Source organism: Nonomuraea sp. NPDC002799 (assembly GCF_053592075.1).
Map to the genome: position 1 here is coordinate 99,464 of NZ_JBSFVA010000026.1, position 16,271 is coordinate 115,734.

Below are 16,271 nucleotides of genomic sequence, written 5' to 3' on the forward strand. Positions count from 1 at the left end.
CCTCTAGTACTTCAGCAGGTTGGCGTCGTCGACCGACGCGGACCTGCGGGTTCGGAATATCGTCACGATGATCGCCAGGCCGACCACGACCTCGGCCGCGGCCACCACCATCACGAAGAACGCGATGACCTGGCCCTCCAGGTTGCCGACCTGCCTGGAGAAGGTGACGAAGGCAAGGTTGCAGGCGTTGAGCATCAGCTCCACGCACATGAACACCACGATCGCGTTACGCCGGATCAACACGCCCAGGGCGCCGATGGCGAACAACAGGCCGGACAGTACGAGGTAATGCGTCGTCATTTGGTGACCTCGTTGTTTTCCTCGGCGTCGTCGTCGGCCGTGTGCCTGATGGCCTCGGCGAGCTTGGGATCGGCCGGCAGGTGACCGTGCTCGACGTCGTAGCGCGCGAGGTAGCGGTTGACCGAGGTCTCCGCGACCGACCCGTCGGGGAGCAGCGCCGGCATGTCGATGGCGTTGTTCCTGGCGTAGGTGCCGGGGCCGGGCAGCGGAGAGGGGTGGTCGCCGAGGAACCGGGCGCGGGCCAGGTCCTTCTGCGTGGCCTTCTCGGTGAGCTTCTCGCGGTGTGCCAGCACCATCGCGCCGAGCGCCGCCGTGATCAGCAGGGCCGAGGTGATCTCGAACGCGAAGACGTACTTGGTGAACAACAACAACGCGATCGAGCGGATGTAGCCGCCCTGTTGGGTGGCCGCCGCCAGCCCGGCCTCGTCGGCGAAGATCACGTTGCCGAAGGCGACCACGATCAGCACCAGGAAGCCGAGTGCCGCGATGGTGGCCCAGAAGCGCTGGCCCTTCAGCGTCTCGACGAAGGAGTCCGAGGAGTCGACGCCGACGAGCATGAGCACGAACAGGAACAGCATCATGATCGCGCCGGTGTAGACGATGATCTGCACCGCGGCCAGGAAGGGTGCGTCCTGCACGGCGTACAGGACGGCCAGGCAGAGCATCACGGTGCCGAGCATCAGCGCGGAGTACACGGCCTTGCGGTTGAAGACCATGCCGAGCGCGGCGCCGACGGACACGACGGCGAGCACCCAGAATGTGACGGTCTCACCCATTGGTCCGCCCCAGCCGGTAGTAGTCCTCTTCGGTCTCACCGAGCCGCATGGCGTGCGGCGGCTGCTCCATGCCCTGGGTCAGCGGGGCGAGAAGCATCTCCTTGGTGAAGATGAGGCTCTCGCGGGAGCTGTCGGCGAGCTCGTACTCGTTCGTCATGGTGAGCGCGCGGGTCGGGCAGGCCTCGATGCACAGGCCGCACAGGATGCACCGCAGATAGTTGATCTGGTAGGTGCGCCCGTAACGCTCACCCGGCGAGAAGCGCTCCTCGTCGGTGTTGTCCGCGCCTTCGACGTAGATCGCGTCGGCCGGACACGCCCAGGCGCACAACTCGCACCCGACGCACTTCTCCAGCCCGTCCGGCCAGCGGTTGAGCTGGTGACGCCCGTGGAACCGAGGAGCCGTCGGCCTCTTCTCCTCCGGGTAGTTCGTCGTGACGGGCTTCTTGAACATCGTGTGGAAGGTGACCCCGAAGCCCTTGACGGGGTTCAGCCAATCAGTTAGTCCCACTGGGAATCTCCTTGTGCTGCACCCCGTGGTAGTGCGGCAGATCGAGCGGCGGCACCGGGAAGCCGCCGGCCGTCGGCTCGTTGGACAGTTCCTCGAACTCGGCCTCGACCTGGGCCTTCCGCGCTTCCTTGCGTCGCTGGTTGACGGTGTCGAACCGCATCCAGATGGCCAGCGCGCCGACCACGATCACGATGCCGAGTACGATCCCGAGCGTCTTGTTGCCCTCGTTGACGACCACGTTGCGCACGGCCGCCACGAGCATGATCCAGGCGAGGTTGACCGGGATCAGCACCTTCCAGCCCAGTGACATGAGCTGGTCGTAGCGCACGCGCGGCAGCGAGGCCCGCACCCACACGACGAAGCTGAACGTCAGCACGAACTTGATGAAGAACCAGAGCACCGGCCACCAGCCCGTGTTGGCGCCGTCCCACAACGAGATGGGGAACGGCGCCCGCCAGCCGCCGAGGAACAGCGTCACCGCGATGCCGGCCGCGGTGAAGGTGTGCAGGTATTCACCCATCATGATCAGGGCGAACTTCAGCGACGAGGAGTACTCGGTCTGGAAGCCGCCGACCAGCTCGCCCTCGCCCTCGGGCAGGTCGAACGGGATGCGGGCGGCCTCGCCGAACATGCAGACCACGTAGATCAGGAACGACGGGATCAGCAGCACCGCGAACCAGACCTCGCCCTGCGCCTTGACGATCTCCGAGGTGGAGAGCGTGCCGGCGAACAGGAAGACGGCGACGAACGACAGGCCCATCGCGATCTCGTACGAGACCACCTGGGCCGCCGACCGCAGACCGCCGAGCAGCGCGTACGGCGAGCGCGACGACCATCCGGCCAGCACCACGCCGTAGACCGACACGGCGCCCATGGCGAGCATGAACAACACCGCGACGGGCAGGTCGACGAGCTGCAGCGGCGTCTGCACGCCGAACAGGTTGACCATCGGCGCGAACGGCACGATGGAGAAGGCCAGGAAGGCCGGGACCACCATGATGATGGGGGCGAGCAGATAGAGCAGCTTGTCCACGGTCCGCGGGACGAGGTCCTCCTTCAGCCCCATCTTCAGGCCGTCGGCCACGGACTGCAGGAGACCGAACTTACCGGCCCGGTTGGGCCCGTAGCGGTTCTGCATCCGCGAGATCAGCTTCCGCTCGAACCAGACGCCGAACAGCACGCCCAGCATCAGGAAGACGAAGAGCATCACGGCCTTGATGATGGTGATCCACACCGGGTCCTTGCCGAAGTCGGCGATGGTGGGATCGGCCGCGAGAACGTGGATCATGAGGCGCTCCCGATGGTGACGATGTCGCCGGCCACCGCGCGCAGGTCACGCGTGACCGAGCAGCCGCCGGAGTTCGCCGGCAGCCAGACCACCCGGTCGGGCAGGTCGGCGACGCGCACCGGCAGCGTCACGGTGTCGGAGCCGGGCGAGCCGACGACGAGCTTGTCGCCGTTCGCGATGCCCAGCTCGACGGCCGTGCTCTCGGAGACCAGGGCTTCGGCGGCGCGGGCGGTGCCCGCGAGGTACGGCTCGCCGTCCTGCAGCCTGCCCTGGTCGAGCAGCAGGTGCCACGTCGCCAGCAGTGCCTCGCCGGCCGCCGGAGCGGCCAGGACGCGGGTGGCGGCGTGCGGGGCCGTGACGCGGCTGCCGCGCCAGGAGCCCAGGCTGGACAGCTCGCGCCGGGCCGCCTTGGCGTCCGGCAGGCCCAGGTGCACGTCCATCCGGTCGGCCAGGTTGCCGATCACCGACAGGTCGCTCTGCAGGCCGGGCACCTTGAGCGGCGCGTCGAACGAGCGGCCCCTGCCCTCCCAGTTGACGAACGTGCCGGCCTTCTCCTGGACGGCGGCGACGGGCAGGACCACGTCGGCGCGGTCGGTGACGGCGCTGGCGCGGATCTCCAGGCTGACGATGAACGGCGTGTGCTCAAGCGCGTCGAGCGCCGCCGCCGGGTCGGGCAGGTCGTAGGGGTCGACGCCGGCCACGACCAGCGCGTCGAGCTCGCCCCTGCGGGCCGCCTCCAGGATGCCCGTGGTGTCGCGGCCCGGCGTGGCGGGCAGCGAGCTCACGTTCCAGACCCTGGCGACCTCGGCCCTGGCGCTCTCGTCGTCGACCGGACGGCCGATCGGCAGCAGGTTGGGCAGCGCGCCGGCCTCGATCGCGCCGCGCTCACCGGCCCGGCGCGGGATCCAGGCGAGCTTGGCGTCGGAGGCGGCGGCCAGCCGCACGAGGGCGGACAGCGCGCCGGGGACGGTGGCCAGGCGCTCGCCGGCGAGCACGATCGTGCCCGCGGCCAGCGTGCCGACCAGGTCGCCGATCGCGTCGGCCTCGGCGCCGGGGGCGGTGCGGACGAGCGTGCCGCCCATCTTCGCCAGGCCCGGCGTCGCGAACGGGGCGATCGAGGTGACCTTGAGCTTCTTCTTCATCCACGCCTTGCGCAGGCGCAGGAAGACGATCGGCGACTCCTCCTCGGGCTCGAACCCGACGAGCAGCACGTGCGGGGCGTTCTCAAGGTCGCCGTAGCTGATCTCGATGCCCCGGCCGGCCACCGCGTGGGCCAGGAACTGCGCCTCTTCGGCGGAGTGCGGCCTGGCGCGGAAGTCGACGTCGTTGCTGCCCAGGGCCAGCCGGGCGAACTTGGCGTAGGCGTAGGCGTCCTCGACCGTGACCCGGCCGCCGACCAGCACGCCGGCCTTGCCGCGGGCCTTGGCGAGCCCCTCGGCGGCCACCGTGAGCGCCTCCGGCCACGAGGTGGGCACGAGCACGCCCTCCTCGTTGCGGACCAGCGGCGTCCTGAGCCGGTCGGGCTGCGTGGCGTAGCTGAACGCCCAGCGGCCCTTGTCGCAGTTCCACTCCTCGTTCACCTGCGGGTCGTTGCCCGCCAGGCGGCGGGTGACCCGGCCGCGCCGGTGGTCGGTGCGCTGGGCGCAGCCGGAGGCGCAGTGCTCGCACGCGCTGGGCGTGGAGACCAGGTCGAACGGGCGGGCCCGGAACCGGTAGGCCGCGCCGGTGAGCGCGCCGACCGGGCAGATCTGCACCGTGTTGCCGGAGAAGTAGGAGTTGAACGGCTTGCCGTCCGCGACCCTGACCTGCTCCTTGGCGCCGCGCTCGAAGAACTCGATGAGCGGGTCGCCGGCGATCTGGTCGGAGAAGCGGATGCAGCGCGCGCACTGCACGCAGCGCTCGCGGTCGAGCAGCACCTGGGTGGAGAGCGGCAGCGGCTTGGGGAAGGTGCGCTTCTGCTCCTGGAACCTGGTCTCGCCCTGGCCGTTCGACATGGCCTGGTTCTGCAGGGGGCACTCGCCGCCCTTGTCGCAGACCGGGCAGTCGAGCGGGTGGTTCATCAGCAGCAGCTCCATGGCCCCGCGCTGCGCCTTCTCGGCGACCGGCGAGGTGAGCTGCGTCTGCACGACCATGCCCTCGGCGACGTCGATCGCGCAGGACGGCTGCGGCTTGGGGAAGCCGCGGCCGTTGCCGGCGTCGGGGATGTCGACCAGGCACTGGCGGCAGTTGGCCGCCGGGTCGAGCAGCGGGTGGTCACAGAACCTGGGGATCTGGATGCCCAGCAGCTCGGCGGCCCTGATGATCAGAGTGCCCTTGGGGACACTGACCTGGAACCCGTCGATGCTCAGGGTCACCAGGTTCGTCTCGGTCTCTACGACTGTCACTGCTCACCCCAGAGAGTGGACTTCTTCGGGTCGAACGGACAGCCGCCGATCTCGAAGTGCTTGAGGTACTCCTCGCGGAAGTACTTCACCGAGGAGTGGATGGGGCTCGTCGCGCCGTCGCCCAGCGCGCAGAAGGAGCGCCCGAGGATGTTGTCCGCGATGTCGGTGATCGTGGTCAGGTCTTCCTCGGTGCCCTGGCCCTTCTGCAGGCGCTTGAGCACCTGCTTGAGCCAGTAGGTGCCCTCGCGGCACGGCGTGCACTTGCCGCACGACTCGTGGGCGTAGAACTCCGTCCACCGCAACACGGTGCGGACCACGCAGGTGGTCTCGTCGAAGATCTGCAGCGCGCGGGTGCCGAGCATGGAGCCCTTCGCGCCGACCGCCTCGAAGTCGAGCGGCACGTCGAGGTGCTCGTCGGTGAAGATCGGCGTGGACGAGCCGCCCGGGGTCCAGAACTTGAGCTGGTGCCCCTCGCGGATGCCGCCGGCCATGTCGAGCAGTTCGCGCAGCGTGATGCCGAGCGGCGCCTCGTACTGGCCTGGCCTGGTCACGTGGCCGCTCAGGGAGAAGATGCCGAAGCCCTTGGACTTCTCGGTGCCCATCCCGGCGAACCAGTCGGCGCCGTTGGCGACGATCGAGGGAACACTGGCGATCGACTCCACGTTGTTCACGACAGTAGGCGAGGCGTACAGGCCCGCCACGGCCGGGAACGGGGGCTTGAGTCGCGGTTGACCTCTGAAGCCCTCCAGCGAGTCGAGCAGCGCCGTCTCCTCGCCGCAGATGTACGCGCCCGCGCCGCTGTGCACGACCAGTTCGAGGTCGTAGCCGGAGCCGAAGAGGTCGGTGCCGAGATAGCCCTTCTCGTACGCCTCGCGTACGGCCGCGTGCAGCCGCCGGATCACGTGCAGCACCTCGCCGCGCACGTAGATGAAGGCGTGGTTGGCCCGGATCGCGTAGGCCGTGATGATGATGCCCTCGACCAGCGCGTGCGGGTTGGCCATCATGAGCGGGATGTCCTTGCAGGTGCCCGGCTCCGACTCGTCGGCGTTGACGACGAGATAGTGCGGCTTGCCGTCACCCTGGGGGATGAACCCCCACTTCATGCCCGTCGGGAAGCCGGCGCCGCCGCGGCCGCGCAGGCCCGAGTCCTTGACGGCCTGGATGACGGCGTCGGGCTCCATGGCCAGCGCCTTCTTGGCCGCCTCATACTCGCCGTACCCGTCGAGGGTGAAGGAGTTGGGCTGGTCCCAGTTCGCGGTCAGGACCGGTGTCAAAGTCGTGCTCATGCCTCCGGGGCCTTCCATCCTCTGGCCTTGGCGACCTTCAGGCCCTCCAGCGAGGCGCCGGCGGCCGAGGGGCCGTCGCCCGCCAGCTCGTCGGGCAGCCCGGCGAGCACCCGCGAGGCCTCCTTGAAGGTGCAGAGCTTCTTCGGGCCGCGCGTGGGCCGCACGTCCTTGCCGTCACGCAGGTCGTCGACGAGCTGCTTGGCCGATGCGGGGGTCTGGTTGTCGAAGAACTCCCAGTTGACCATCATGACCGGGGCGAAGTCGCAGGCCGCGTTGCACTCCAGGCGCTCCAGCGAGATCTTGCCGTCCGAGGTCGCCTCTTCGTGACCGACGCCGACGTGCTCCGACAGCTCGTCCCAGATCTCGTCGCCGCCCATGACCGCGCAGAGCGCGTTGATGCACACGCCGACGTGAAAGTCGCCGGCGGGCTTGCGCTTGTACATGGTGTAGAAGGTCGCGACGCCCGTGACCTCGGCCTTGCTGATGCCCAGCAGCTCCGCGCAGAACTCCTGCCCGTCGTCGGAGACGTAACCGTCCTCGGACTGCACGAGGTGGAGCAGCGGAAGCAGGGCGGACCGTGTCTTCGGGTACCGCCCGATGATCTCCTTGGCGTCCTGTTCCAGACGCTCGCGGACATCCGGTGAGTAAGTCACCGGTCCACACCTCCCATGACGGGGTCGATAGAAGCCACAGCGGCGATCACGTCGGCGATCTGGCCGCCCTCCGCCATCGCGGGGAAGCCCTGCAGGTTGCAGAAGGACGGCTCGCGGAAGTGCACGCGGTAGGGCCGGGTGCCGCCGTCGCTCACCACGTGGGCGCCGAGCTCGCCCTTGGGCGACTCGATGGCGGCGTACGCCTGCCCGGCCGGCACCCTGAAGCCCTCGGTCACCAGCTTGAAGTGGTGGATGAGGGCCTCCATCGAGGTGCCCATGATGTGCGCGATGTGGTCGGGCGAGTTGCCGAAGCCGTCGGGGCCGAGCGCGAGCTGCGCGGGCCAGCCGATCTTCTTGTCCTCGATCATCACCGGGTCGCCCTTGAGCGGTCCTGCGATGCGGTCGAGAGCCTGCTCAATGATCTTGAGCGACTCCTCCATCTCCCTCATGCGCACGAGGTAGCGGGAGTAGACGTCGGAACCGCGCTCGGTCGGCACGTCGAACTCGTAGGTCTCGTAGCCGCAGTAGGGCTGCGACTTGCGCAGGTCCCAGGGCAGCCCGGCGGCGCGCAGGATCGGGCCGGTGATGCCCAGCGCCATGCAGCCGGTCAGGTCGAGGTAGGCCACGTCCTTGGTGCGGCGCACGTAGACCGGGTTCTCGTCGAGGAGCTTGCGGATGTCCTTGATCCGCTTGGGCATCTCCTTGAGGAACTCGCCGACCTTGTCGACCGCGCCAGCGGGCAGGTCGACGCTCACGCCGCCCGGCCTGATGTAGGCGTGGTTCATGCGCAGACCCGTGATGTACTCGAACAGGTCCATGATCATTTCACGATCGCGGTACCCGAACAGGAACGGCGTGGTCGCGCCCAGCTCCATGCCGAAGGTGCCCATCGCGACCAGGTGCGAGGCGATGCGGTTGAGCTCCATCATCATCACGCGGATGGCCTGCGCCCGGTCCGGGATGCGGTCCTCGACACCGAGCAGCTTCTCGACGCCCATGCAGTAGGCGGTCTCGTTGAAGATCGGCGAGAGGTAGTCCATGCGGGTCACGAACGTGGTCCCCTGGGTCCACGTCCGGTATTCCATGTTCTTCTCGATGCCGGTGTGCAGGTAGCCGATGACGCCGCGCGCCTCGGTCACCGTCTCGCCGTCGAGCGTCAGGACCAGGCGGAGCACGCCGTGCGTGGACGGGTGCTGCGGGCCCATGTTGATGACCAGGCGCTCGTCCTCGGAGTCGCGCACACCGGTGACGACCTCGTCCCAGTCGGTGCCGGAGACCGAGTAGACCTTGCCCTCGGTCGCCTCTTCATAAGCGGTGCTCATGAGTAGCTCCTCCTCTGGTCAGGCGAGGGGATGGTGGCTCCCCGGTATTCGACCGGGATGCCGCCGAGCGGGTAGTCCTTGCGCTGCGGGTGGCCGTCCCAGTCATCCGGCATCATGATCCTCGTCAGGCCGGGGTGGCCGTCGAAGACGATGCCGAAGAAGTCGTAGGCCTCGCGTTCATGCCAGTCGTGACCAGGGTAAACGCCCACCGTGGATGGAAGGTGCGGGTCGGCGTCCGGAGCGCTCGCCTCGACGCGCACGCGCCGGTTGTGGGTGATCGAGCACAGGTGGATGACCGCGTGCAGCTCCTCACCCGCCAGGTGCGGGTAGTGCACGCCGGAGACGCCCAGCGAGAGCTCGAAGCGCAGCGCGGGATCGTCACGCAGCTTCTGGCAGACCTCGACCAGCCGCTCGCGCCTGACGTGCAGGGTCAGCTCGCCGCGGTCCACGACCACGCGCTCGATGGCGTCGTCGAGGGCCAGGGCGTCGACGAGCTCGTCGAAGTAGCTCCCGTACGGGCGGGGCGTCGAGAGCTGCGGCGCCCGGCGGACGACGAGGCCGCCGTAGCCGGAGGTGTCGCCGGAGTCGGCGGAGCCGAACATGCCGTGCCGGGCGACGGGTGACTCGGGCACCGCGGGAAGGGCGGCCTCGGGGGTCTCGCCGCTGTCCGGAGCTCCGGGAAGATTGTCGGGCGAGGTCACTGCGCGGCCCCCTGGTCGATCAGCGGCAGCGTGCGCAGCGCCCGCAGTTCGAGGTCCTCGATCTGCTGGGCGCGGTGAGCGCCGAACTTCGTGTTCTGGATCTTGTCGTGCAGCTTCACGATCGCGTCGATGAGCATCTCCGGCCGCGGCGGGCAGCCCGGCAGGTAGATGTCGACGGGCACTACGTGGTCGACGCCCTGCACGATCGCGTAGTTGTTGAACATGCCGCCGCTGGAGGCGCACACGCCCATGGAGATGACCCACTTGGGCTCGGCCATCTGGTCGTAGATCTGCCGCAGGACGGGAGCCATCTTCTGCGAGACGCGCCCGGCGACGATCATGAGGTCGGCCTGGCGGGGAGACGCCGAAGCGCGCTCCATACCGAAGCGCGCCAGGTCGTAGTGGGGGCCACCGGTGGCCATCAGCTCGATGGCGCAACATGCGAGGCCGAACGTGGCCGGCCATACGGAGTTCTTGCGCGCCCATCCGGCGGCCGCTTCGACCGTGCTCAGGATGAACCCGCTGGGGAGTTTCTCTTCAAGTCCCATTTTTCAGTCCCAGTCCAGACCCTTGCGGCGCCACACGTACGCGTAGGCGACGAGCACGGTGACGATGAACAGCAGCATCTCCACGAGCGCGAACAGGCCGAGGCCCGGGAAGAGCACCGCGCCGGCGTCGTTCCGCAGCGGCGCGAACGAGACCGCCCACGGATAGAGGAAGATGATCTCGATGTCGAAGACGATGAAGAGCATCGCGGTGATCATGTATTTGAGCGGGAACCGTCCGCCACCGACGGGCTGGGGCGTCGGCTCGATGCCGCATTCATAGGCGTCGAGCTTGGCGCGGTTCCAGCGCTTGGGACCGGTGAAGGGAGCGATGACGACCGAGAAGATCGCGAAGCCCCCGGCGAGAACGGCGAGCACCAGGATGGGCACGTAAAGGTCCATCGCTACGCCTCCTCCTGAGTCGCCGCGCGCGCGGGCGCGCAGCCGGATCTGTTGATTACGACGAGATTCATGCTGGTGGGGCGACCTTCGAGAGTGCGTTGATGATCATGTCCGACGCATCGCCTCGCCGGTCGGTGAGATTACCAAGGAGTTTGAGCGCGAAGCGCATCAGCCTCGGGTGCGGGAGCCCGTGCCTGGTGCCGAAGCGCATCACGCCCGGCCTCCCGATGGCCTCGACGAACAGCCTGCCGAGGGTGAAATAGCCACCATAGGCGTCTTTCAACACCTTGGAGTAGGTCCGCAGAGCCCGCTCCTGCTGCGCGGGAGTGGTGCCCCGGAGGGCCTTCGCGATGATCTCGGCGGCGATCTCGCCGGTCTCCATGGCGTAGGCGATGCCCTCGCCGTTGAACGGGTTGATCGACCCGCCGGAGTCTCCCACGAGCATCAGGCCGCGTGTGTAGTGGGGCTGCCTGTTGAAGGCCATCGGGAGCGCGGCGCCGCGAATGGGGGCCGTCATGTTCTCCTCGGTGAAGCCCCACTCGGCCGGCATCGACCGGCACCAGCGCCTCAGCAGGTCGCGGTAGTCGATGTTGCCGAACTGCGAGCTGGTGTTGAGCAGCCCCAGGCCGACGTTGGCGGTGCCGTCGCCCACGCCGAACACCCAGCCGTAGCCGGGCAGCAGCGTGTCGCCGTCCCAGAGCTCCAGCCACGTCTCCAGGTAGTCGTCGTCGTGGCGCGGGCTCTCGAAGTAGGTCCGCACGGCCACGCCCATCGGCCGGTCTTCCCGCTTGTGCAGGCCCATGCCGAGGGCCAGGCGGGTGCTGTTGCCGTCGGCGGCCACCACCACGCGGCTGCGGAACTCGCGGCCGTCCTTGGTCGTCACGCCGACGATGTGACCGCTGCGGTCGTCGAGCACGGGCCCGGTGACGGTGACGCCCTCCATGAGGCGCACGCCGCTCTTGACCGCGTTGGCCGCGACGATCTGGTCGAAGTCCTGGCGGGTGCGGACCAGCCCGAAGTCCGGGAACCGCTCCAGTTGCGGCCAGTCGAGCTCGAACCTCAGACCGCCGCCCACGACGCGCAGGCCCTTGTTCCTGACCCAGCCGGGAGCGTCGACGTCGATGCCCATGTTGAGCAGTTGTTTGACCGCACGCGGGGTCAGGCCGTCGCCGCACACCTTCTCGCGGGGGAACCTGGTCTTCTCCAGGAGGAGCACGTCGAGCCCGGCCCCGGCGAGGTAAAAGGCGGTAGCGGAACCGGCGGGCCCGGCGCCGACGACGATGACGTCGGCGTCAGACTGCATGGCTGTTGGCACCGTCACTGGACTGTCCTGTCCCTCGAAGGCATCGGGGTGTGGCGCCTTCGTTCCTTTGTGAACCCCTTCACAAACTTACCGGCCCGCAGTCTACTGCTTTTCCTGTACATAGTGGCAGTCGGGGTGCTGTTCTGTGATCCCAGAGGACGGCGTGTCGCCTGTGGCCTCGCAGTCATGATCGTCACGCTAGCAGCCACGTTCCGGTCGGGTCGCGGGCTCCTGCGGACGATCGCCGGACGGCCGCGCGCGGCGGGCCTCCGGCAGTGCCGGTCACCTGTGCGCAATCATCGCCGGGAAGACGGGAATATGTTTTGCAAAGAATCGTCCCGGAGTGAAATACCGAGAGCCGGTCTCGGAGAACGTCTAAAACGGCCCGGCCGAAAATAGCCTCAGGCGGGCTTGAAGCCCCGGTGCATGGCGACGATCCCCATCGAGAGATTGCGCCACGCCACGCGTTCCCAGCCGGCGTCCAGGATGAGCCCCGCGAGCGTCGGCTGGTCGGGCCAGTCCCTGATCGACTCGGCCAGGTATTCGTAGGAGTCGTCGTTGGATCCGAACACCTTGGCCACCTTCGGCAGCAGCCGCATCAGATATTCGCGGTAGATCACGTCGAACGGGCCGAACGCCACGTGTGAGAACTCCAGGATCACCAGGCGCCCGCCCGGCCTGGTCACCCGCGCCATCTCCCTGAGCGCCTGCGAGGTGTCGTGCACGTTGCGCAGCGCGACCGAGATCGTCACCGCGTCGAACGCCCCGTCGGCGAACGGCAGCCGCAGCGCGTCACCCGCGATGAACGGCACCCCCTCCCCCCGCAGCGCGTTGCCGCCGTGGCGGTCCACGCCGGTGCGGAGCATGCCGAGCGAGAAGTCCGAGGCGATCGCCCTGGCGCCCAGCGTGGTGAAGGCGTCGGTGGAGGTGCCGGTGCCCGCACCCAGGTCAAGGACGATCTCACCGGGCCCCGCGTCGACGGCGGCGGCCACCGCCTTGCGCCAGAGCCTGACCTGCCCGAGGGAGATCACGTCATTGACCAGGTCGTAGCGCCGGGCGGTGCGATCGAACATCGCGGCGACCTCGCCCGGCTGCTTGTCCAAATGAGCGCGCGTCATGCGTAAAGACTACTGATGGCGAACCCGCGTCCGGCTGCCGCCACGATCGCGGCCGGAGCATGACCGCGGTTTTTCCGTCAGGCAGGCCAGTCGGACAATCGACGGAAAGTAGCCGCAGCACTACCGAGAGTCTGCTAATTGTTGTGAATGCTAGCCCGTGTCGCCCTTGCGGCGATCATCGCCTCGGCCCCCTACGCGCAGCCGCGCGTCGTGTCGGCCGACCCGATCGACAGCACTCCCCATGTGCTCGACGGCATCGTCAACGCCATCGCCGTCGTCGGCGGCACCGTGGTCGTCGGCGGCTCGTTCACCGAGGTGAGCGACGCCGGTCGCACCACCGCCCTGCCGCGCGACAACCTGTTCGCCTACGACCTCGTCACCGGCCGCATCCTGCCGGGCTTCGCCCCGAGCGTCTCCGGCACCGTGTACGGCCTGACCGCGGGCGAGGACGGCACCGTCTACGTCGGCGGCGAGTTCTTCGGCATCGACAACCAGCGCTCCAGGGCCCTGGCCAGGCTCAAAGTCTCCGACGGCACGCTGGTGCCCGGCTTCGCGCCGAACATCGGGGGCGGCATGGTCACCACACTGGCCAGGCAGGGCTCGCAGCTCTACGTCGGCGGCGACTTCATCAGCCCGCGCACCGCGCTGGCCAGGCTCGACGCCGGCACGGGCGCCCCCGACCCCGGCTTCGACGTCACGCCGGGCTCGCCCCTGACGTCCGGGGTGAAGGTGCACGCCCTCGCGCTCTCCCGGGGCCGGCTCGTGGTGGACGGCACGTTCACCACGCTCGGCGGCCACTCCAGGCCGCAGCTCGGGCTGATCGACGTCAGCGGCACTGTGGCGAGAGTCGCGCCCTGGCGCACCGACGTGTACGCGCAGAAGTGCGCCGTCGCGTTCCCGTCGTACGTGCGCGGCCTGGACTTCTCCCCCGACGGCGGCTATTTCGTGGTCGTCACCACCGGCGGCACCAAAGGCGGGATGTGCGACACGGCCGCCAGGTTCGAGACCTATGCCAAGGGCGCCGGCGTCAAGCCCACCTGGGTCAACAGCACGGGTGGCGACTCGCTCTACTCGGTCGCCGCGACGGGCGCGGCCGTCTACGTCGGCGGCCATCTGCGCTGGCTGGACAACCCCCAGGGGCGCGACTCGGCCGGCCCTGGGGCGGTGTCACGGCCTGGCATCGGCGCCATTCATCCGCACACCGGAAAGGCGCTGAGTTGGAATCCCACGCGGGAGCGCGGGATCGGCGTGAAGGCGTTTTCCGTGCATCCCCGAGGGCTACTTGTCGGTAGCGACACCACGAGACTCGGACGGGAGTACCATGCCCGGATTGGCATGTTCCCGCAGCTCTAGTCGTCTTGGGGCTTCGGCCGGTCGATCCTGTCGCTGATACGCGCGCTCACCGCGTCGCGCTGCTTGGACAACAGGACGTAGCTCGCCACGCCGCTGACCAAGAAAGAAGCAAGGATCAGCGCGAGCGGGTTATGCAGCCCCGCGAGGGCCAGGACACCGAGGGTCACGACAAAAAGCAAGATCCGCGACAGGGTGTAAACGAGAACAGGAGGCACAGGTCGAGGTTACTCGCACCTGTGCGGCGGTCGCTCTTCGCATCGGACGCGAGCACTGCTACTGTTCCCAGTCAGGGAGTTTCGTAAAGAAACACCCACGAGAGCCCCAAAGAGGCTCTATCATATAACAATCGGGCAGTCAGCTGATAACAACCCGTGATCTTTGTAGAAAACCACGGATAAATCAGGCTTCGCTCGACACACTGGTTACCTGTCCGCCCGCTGGCAGGAAGCGGGATGCGAGGGGGAGAGATTGGTGGAGAGTAGCAGCGAGCGTCTGCTGACCCCAGGAGAGGTTGCCGCCCTCTTCCGGGTAGACCCAAAGACGGTTACGCGCTGGGCTGCGGCAGGCCGCATCAGCAGTATCCGCACCCCCGGAGGGCACCGGCGCTTCCGCGAATCGGAAGTGCACGCCCTTCTCCGAGGCGAGGACGTTCTAACGGCCGACAGGCCCGCAGGTGAGTCCCCGCGCGTCTGACGTTCCGCGCAGACGGTGATCCTGCACGGTGGGCAGTGTCCAGCAGTCCACCATTGGCGGCAGGTCCGCCTACCGCCAGGATCACCGCCGGCGGAACCCACTGTTCGCGTGCTTCCCGGCCACACTTCCGTAGGGCAAGCACGGGGCGGCGCCATCCGCCGACCGTGGCTGGCGCCTGTCCGTTTGCTCGCGACCCGGCTCCGGCCCGCGCGACCAGCTTTTCCCGTCACGCCTCCGCGTGCCAGCGCCGCGGTCAGGCGTCTTCCTGGTCGGCCTTGAAAGCCAGGAACTCACGCTCCAGGTCGTCGTTCTCCTCTTCCCAGCGCCGGCGGCGCAGCTCGGCCTCCTCCTCGGTCAGCGACTCGGGCAGCCACTGCTCGTAGCCGGGTTCGCCAGGCTGCACACTCACGTACGCGTTGCCGATGAGACGCCCGTCTTCGCTGGTCAGGCTCTGCGGCACGCGCAACGTCCCGTCCGCGAGCCGGATGACGTACATGGCGGATCACCTAGATTCCGTAGCGCCGGTTGAAGAAGAGCATGATGTCCAGCGCCATGCGCGTGTCTCCCCCGAGCATGTCCACGAGGGCCGGGCGCTGGCGGGAGGCGATGGCGGCGAAGGCGTCGGCGAAGAACTCCTTGCGGCCGAGCCCGCCCCCCTGGCGGTGGAAGGTCGAGGCCAGAAGCTGCATGGCCGTGTCGTAGAGGTGCACGAACTCTGGCGAATCAGATACCCAGTCACCGTGCGGCGCGTCGATGTCGTCGATCGCGTGGCCGACCTCGTGCATCATCACGTCCGGGGTGGGCGACGGGCGATCGCCTACGACGATCTTCCGGTCACCGTACGCGCCGGCGCAGATGTCCCACGTGGCCCGGCCCGACGGGAGCGGAGCGCCGCGTAAGTAACCCATGTCGTCGAGATCGGGCACGCCTCCGCCGCCGACGAAGATGCCTTCGAGACCGGCCGCGAGCCGCTCCTTCAGCCGCTCGGGCAGCCTGGCCAGGCTCTCCACCGCGCGTACGACGTCCGCGGACGGCGGGCCCAGCCTGGCGTCCCACTGCCGGTGCAGGATGGACTCCAGCTTTCCGCAGTTGCGCAGGCCGTCGCCCATCGACGGCACGTCGGGCCGGTTCGGCTGGGCTCTGGGAGGCTGGTCGGTGAGCTCGAAGTCGTACCAGGTGTAGCGGGGGCGCTCGGCCACGGCGGCGGGCAGGCGCTCGTGGCGCTCGCGTAAGACGAACCCGTCCCAGGTGACCTCGGAACGTCCGGCGGGGTGCGGCTGCTCCCGCGGGCGTGACTCCTGGCCGCGCAGGGCGCCGCTGGACCCGGTGTCCGCCGCGCGCTTGTCGCGGAAGCCGGCCCGCTCGCGGAAACTCGGCTTCTCACGCGAGCTGGACTTGTCGCGGAAGCCCGGCCTGTCGCGCGGGCTCGGCTTGTCGCGGAAGCCCGGCCTGTCGGACGTCTCCCGGGCGATCGACCAGAAGGAGCGGTCGGCGTCGGGTGGCGCCTCGCTGCGGCGTGAGAAGAGATAGGACCCACGCCGCCACCAACGACCGCGCCGATGCCGGCCCTTGTCACCAGAAAAGGCCATCGCACCTCTCAACGCCCGTGGAGCCCCGTGGACACCGCCGCATCGGGTTC

18 protein-coding genes are annotated in these 16,271 nt (G+C 68.5%); 2 read left to right on the top strand and 16 right to left on the bottom strand.

Translation table 11 applies throughout. The features are described from left to right. Positions 1-3 precede the first annotated feature (3 nt). The 13 genes from nuoK to ACWD0F_RS35900 form a co-directional block, all read right to left on the bottom strand. Positions 4-300 carry an NADH-quinone oxidoreductase subunit NuoK gene (nuoK, locus tag ACWD0F_RS35840; RefSeq protein WP_090931987.1) on the bottom strand — a complete coding sequence of 99 codons (297 nt, stop codon included), beginning with the start codon at positions 298-300 and terminating at the stop codon, positions 4-6. Beyond that, positions 297-1,076, bottom strand: coding sequence for an NADH-quinone oxidoreductase subunit J (locus ACWD0F_RS35845; RefSeq protein ID WP_449883920.1), 780 nt, complete (start codon positions 1,074-1,076; stop codon positions 297-299). Before ACWD0F_RS35845 ends, nuoK begins: the two co-directional genes overlap by 4 nt. Beyond that, positions 1,069-1,584, bottom strand: coding sequence for an NADH-quinone oxidoreductase subunit NuoI (nuoI, locus tag ACWD0F_RS35850; RefSeq protein ID WP_449883923.1), 516 nt, complete (start codon positions 1,582-1,584; stop codon positions 1,069-1,071). The genes ACWD0F_RS35845 and nuoI overlap by 8 nt, the downstream gene beginning before the upstream one ends. Next, positions 1,571-2,872, bottom strand: a complete 1,302-nt coding sequence (nuoH, locus tag ACWD0F_RS35855; RefSeq protein ID WP_449883926.1) for an NADH-quinone oxidoreductase subunit NuoH — start codon at positions 2,870-2,872, stop codon at positions 1,571-1,573. Before nuoH ends, nuoI begins: the two co-directional genes overlap by 14 nt. Next, entirely contained in the window at positions 2,869-5,256 is a 2,388-nt protein-coding gene (locus tag ACWD0F_RS35860; RefSeq protein WP_449883929.1) for an NADH-quinone oxidoreductase subunit G, read from the bottom strand. The genes nuoH and ACWD0F_RS35860 overlap by 4 nt, the downstream gene beginning before the upstream one ends. Continuing rightward, positions 5,253-6,542, bottom strand: coding sequence for an NADH-quinone oxidoreductase subunit NuoF (gene nuoF / locus ACWD0F_RS35865; protein ID WP_449883932.1), 1,290 nt, complete (start codon positions 6,540-6,542; stop codon positions 5,253-5,255). The genes ACWD0F_RS35860 and nuoF overlap by 4 nt, the downstream gene beginning before the upstream one ends. Beyond that, positions 6,539-7,195 carry an NADH-quinone oxidoreductase subunit NuoE gene (gene nuoE / locus ACWD0F_RS35870; protein WP_449883935.1) on the bottom strand — a complete coding sequence of 219 codons (657 nt, stop codon included), beginning with the start codon at positions 7,193-7,195 and terminating at the stop codon, positions 6,539-6,541. Before nuoE ends, nuoF begins: the two co-directional genes overlap by 4 nt. Continuing rightward, a complete protein-coding gene (locus tag ACWD0F_RS35875; protein WP_449883938.1) occupies positions 7,192-8,517 on the bottom strand; it encodes an NADH-quinone oxidoreductase subunit D in 1,326 nt (441 codons plus the stop codon). The genes nuoE and ACWD0F_RS35875 overlap by 4 nt, the downstream gene beginning before the upstream one ends. After that, entirely contained in the window at positions 8,514-9,218 is a 705-nt protein-coding gene (locus ACWD0F_RS35880) for an NADH-quinone oxidoreductase subunit C (protein ID WP_449883941.1), read from the bottom strand. Before ACWD0F_RS35880 ends, ACWD0F_RS35875 begins: the two co-directional genes overlap by 4 nt. Next, the gene (locus ACWD0F_RS35885) at positions 9,215-9,766 is read right to left on the bottom strand and encodes a NuoB/complex I 20 kDa subunit family protein (protein ID WP_449883944.1); all 552 of its coding nucleotides are present in this window, start codon (positions 9,764-9,766) and stop codon (positions 9,215-9,217) included. Before ACWD0F_RS35885 ends, ACWD0F_RS35880 begins: the two co-directional genes overlap by 4 nt. A 3-nt stretch (positions 9,767-9,769) precedes the next feature. Further along, the gene (locus tag ACWD0F_RS35890) at positions 9,770-10,165 is read right to left on the bottom strand and encodes an NADH-quinone oxidoreductase subunit A (protein ID WP_449883946.1); all 396 of its coding nucleotides are present in this window, start codon (positions 10,163-10,165) and stop codon (positions 9,770-9,772) included. Positions 10,166-10,232: 67 nt separating this feature from the next. After that, a complete protein-coding gene (locus ACWD0F_RS35895; RefSeq protein ID WP_449883948.1) occupies positions 10,233-11,468 on the bottom strand; it encodes a geranylgeranyl reductase family protein in 1,236 nt (411 codons plus the stop codon). Positions 11,469-11,869: 401 nt separating this feature from the next. Beyond that, positions 11,870-12,586: a demethylmenaquinone methyltransferase gene (locus ACWD0F_RS35900; protein WP_449883950.1), complete on the bottom strand. Its 717-nt coding sequence runs from the start codon at positions 12,584-12,586 to the stop codon at positions 11,870-11,872. 147 nt (positions 12,587-12,733) lie between these two features. On the opposite strand from ACWD0F_RS35900, the gene ACWD0F_RS35905 reads away from it, so the two are divergent. After that, a complete protein-coding gene (locus ACWD0F_RS35905; RefSeq protein ID WP_449883952.1) occupies positions 12,734-13,939 on the top strand; it encodes a delta-60 repeat domain-containing protein in 1,206 nt (401 codons plus the stop codon). Here ACWD0F_RS35905 and ACWD0F_RS35910 read toward each other — a convergent pair. Continuing rightward, on the bottom strand, positions 13,936-14,154 hold the full coding sequence (locus ACWD0F_RS35910) for a DUF4229 domain-containing protein (RefSeq protein ID WP_449883954.1): 219 nt from the start codon (positions 14,152-14,154) through the stop codon (positions 13,936-13,938). The two genes, ACWD0F_RS35905 and ACWD0F_RS35910, sit on opposite strands and share 4 nt — an antisense overlap. 256 nt (positions 14,155-14,410) lie before the next feature. Here ACWD0F_RS35910 and ACWD0F_RS35915 point away from each other — a divergent pair, with 256 nt between their 5' ends. After that, positions 14,411-14,632 carry a BldC family transcriptional regulator gene (locus ACWD0F_RS35915; RefSeq protein ID WP_026214226.1) on the top strand — a complete coding sequence of 74 codons (222 nt, stop codon included), beginning with the start codon at positions 14,411-14,413 and terminating at the stop codon, positions 14,630-14,632. Positions 14,633-14,885: 253 nt separating this feature from the next. Here the strand turns inward: ACWD0F_RS35915 and ACWD0F_RS35920 are convergent, their stop codons facing one another. Both ACWD0F_RS35920 and ACWD0F_RS35925 read right to left on the bottom strand, forming a co-directional pair. Beyond that, complete coding sequence (locus ACWD0F_RS35920) at positions 14,886-15,128, bottom strand: hypothetical protein (RefSeq protein WP_449883956.1); 243 nt, start codon at positions 15,126-15,128, stop codon at positions 14,886-14,888. Between the two features lie 10 nt (positions 15,129-15,138). Further along, entirely contained in the window at positions 15,139-16,221 is a 1,083-nt protein-coding gene (locus ACWD0F_RS35925; protein WP_449883959.1) for a hypothetical protein, read from the bottom strand. Positions 16,222-16,271 lie beyond the last annotated feature (50 nt).

Coding starts and splice junctions, on each gene's coding strand:
- nuoK (WP_090931987.1), bottom strand. CDS start 300: ATGACGACGCATTACCTCGTACTGTCCGGCCTGTTGTTCGCCATCGGC.
- ACWD0F_RS35845 (WP_449883920.1), bottom strand. CDS start 1,076: ATGGGTGAGACCGTCACATTCTGGGTGCTCGCCGTCGTGTCCGTCGGC.
- nuoH (WP_449883926.1), bottom strand. CDS start 2,872: ATGATCCACGTTCTCGCGGCCGATCCCACCATCGCCGACTTCGGCAAG.
- nuoF (WP_449883932.1), bottom strand. CDS start 6,542: ATGAGCACGACTTTGACACCGGTCCTGACCGCGAACTGGGACCAGCCC.
- ACWD0F_RS35875 (WP_449883938.1), bottom strand. CDS start 8,517: ATGAGCACCGCTTATGAAGAGGCGACCGAGGGCAAGGTCTACTCGGTC.
- ACWD0F_RS35885 (WP_449883944.1), bottom strand. CDS start 9,766: ATGGGACTTGAAGAGAAACTCCCCAGCGGGTTCATCCTGAGCACGGTC.
- ACWD0F_RS35890 (WP_449883946.1), bottom strand. CDS start 10,165: ATGGACCTTTACGTGCCCATCCTGGTGCTCGCCGTTCTCGCCGGGGGC.
- ACWD0F_RS35895 (WP_449883948.1), bottom strand. CDS start 11,468: ATGCAGTCTGACGCCGACGTCATCGTCGTCGGCGCCGGGCCCGCCGGT.
- ACWD0F_RS35900 (WP_449883950.1), bottom strand. CDS start 12,586: ATGACGCGCGCTCATTTGGACAAGCAGCCGGGCGAGGTCGCCGCGATG.
- ACWD0F_RS35905 (WP_449883952.1), top strand. CDS start 12,734: ATGCTAGCCCGTGTCGCCCTTGCGGCGATCATCGCCTCGGCCCCCTAC.
- ACWD0F_RS35920 (WP_449883956.1), bottom strand. CDS start 15,128: ATGTACGTCATCCGGCTCGCGGACGGGACGTTGCGCGTGCCGCAGAGC.
- ACWD0F_RS35925 (WP_449883959.1), bottom strand. CDS start 16,221: ATGGCCTTTTCTGGTGACAAGGGCCGGCATCGGCGCGGTCGTTGGTGG.